Annotated in this window: 1 protein-coding gene and 1 pseudogene; one reads left to right on the top strand and one right to left on the bottom strand. The window is 59.1% G+C overall.

Annotation, left to right across the window (positions count from 1 at the left end; genetic code table 11):
- Window positions 1-81: 81 nt before the first annotated feature.
- Window positions 82-222: pseudogene (locus tag ACPYOI_RS35690) on the bottom strand (IS3 family transposase); the annotation flags it as partial.
- On the opposite strand from ACPYOI_RS35690, the gene ACPYOI_RS35695 reads away from it, so the two are divergent.
- Window positions 191-724 (top strand): ferritin-like domain-containing protein, encoded by a 534-nt coding sequence (locus ACPYOI_RS35695; RefSeq protein WP_481424127.1) that lies wholly within the window; start codon window positions 191-193, stop codon window positions 722-724. The pseudogene ACPYOI_RS35690 and the gene ACPYOI_RS35695 sit on opposite strands and share 32 nt — an antisense overlap.
- Window positions 725-1231 lie beyond the last annotated feature (507 nt).

The following is a 1231-nucleotide window of genomic DNA, read 5'->3' on the forward strand; positions in this document are numbered from 1 at the left end:
CCCGAGACGGACGCGCTCGCTTCAGATTGAGCGGCTAGACAGATGAAGCATCAGCCTCGCACAGTACGCCGCAGTTGGCGCATAGCCGAAACGCCGTCGCTCGTTTGCAAGGTCGCGCAACTTCGTCCGCAATTCGATCTCCGGCGGTCGACTGGACCGATAGCGGATCGTCTTGCGGTCAGCGGATACAATCTGGCAGGCCCGCCGGTCTGAAAGCCCCACGGAACCCCGTGAAAACTTGATTGCTTGGCTTCGCGACGCCTATGCAATGGAGGAGCAGGCGATAACCATGCTCAACTCGCAGCTCAAGCGCCTGGAACACTATCCGGCACTGAAAGCAAGAATTGGCCAGCACATCGAAGAGACGAAACGCCAGGAAGAGGTCCTGCTGGCGTGCTTAGACCGTGTTGGTGGCGGGTCTTCATCGCTGAAGGACGCAGCCGGCAAATTGACGGCGACGGCACACGGAATGAGCGGCGTGTTCGCCAGTGACGAGGTGGTCAAAGGCTCGCTCGCCAGCTACACGTTCGAGCATATAGAAATCGCAAGCTATCGCATCCTGATTGCGGCGGCCGATGTCGTTGGCGATGCCGAAACGAAAGCGGCTTGCGAAGGCATTCTAGCGGAGGAAACCGCCATGGCGGAGTGGCTTTCCGATCATCTGGATGAAGTCACACGGCAATTCCTGCCGCGAGATGAAGCGGACATGACTGCCAAGCGCTGACTAGCGCGCTGCAGAGCGTGACCATAAAACTATCAGAGATAGACTTGAACCGGCGGGCAATCATAGCTCCAGAAAGGACTGGCGAGACCGGCCCTCTGCACTAGGAAACTGGCGGCTGAGGTGGAATGGTTGGTGCACATATCTGCGAACGCGCAACGAGCTCGACTCGAAAAGACGGATGAAGTTGCCAAGGCCATCATCGAGCGGGAGCGCCTTCAACGCGAGGCCAAGACCACGAAATTACGTCAGGCTCGGCTGGGCAGCCGGGACGCTAGGCAACCGTCCAAGTAATACAAGCGGAGCGGCCTCAGTCACCTACGGCAACGCGATCGCCTTGCCGATCAGCCGCGCGTATTCCAACTCAGGAGCTCCGTATAGGCCGCCGGCGGCCGCCATGAGACAGTGTGGTCTCTAATGACGCAGATGCCCATTGCGGCTTAACGAGCAACTCCCCTTCAAGGATGTGCAGCGCGCTCGTTACTCCGGACCGCCGAACACCAAGCATGA

The sequence above is a fragment of the Rhizobium sp. SVR5-2C genome (assembly GCF_056755115.1).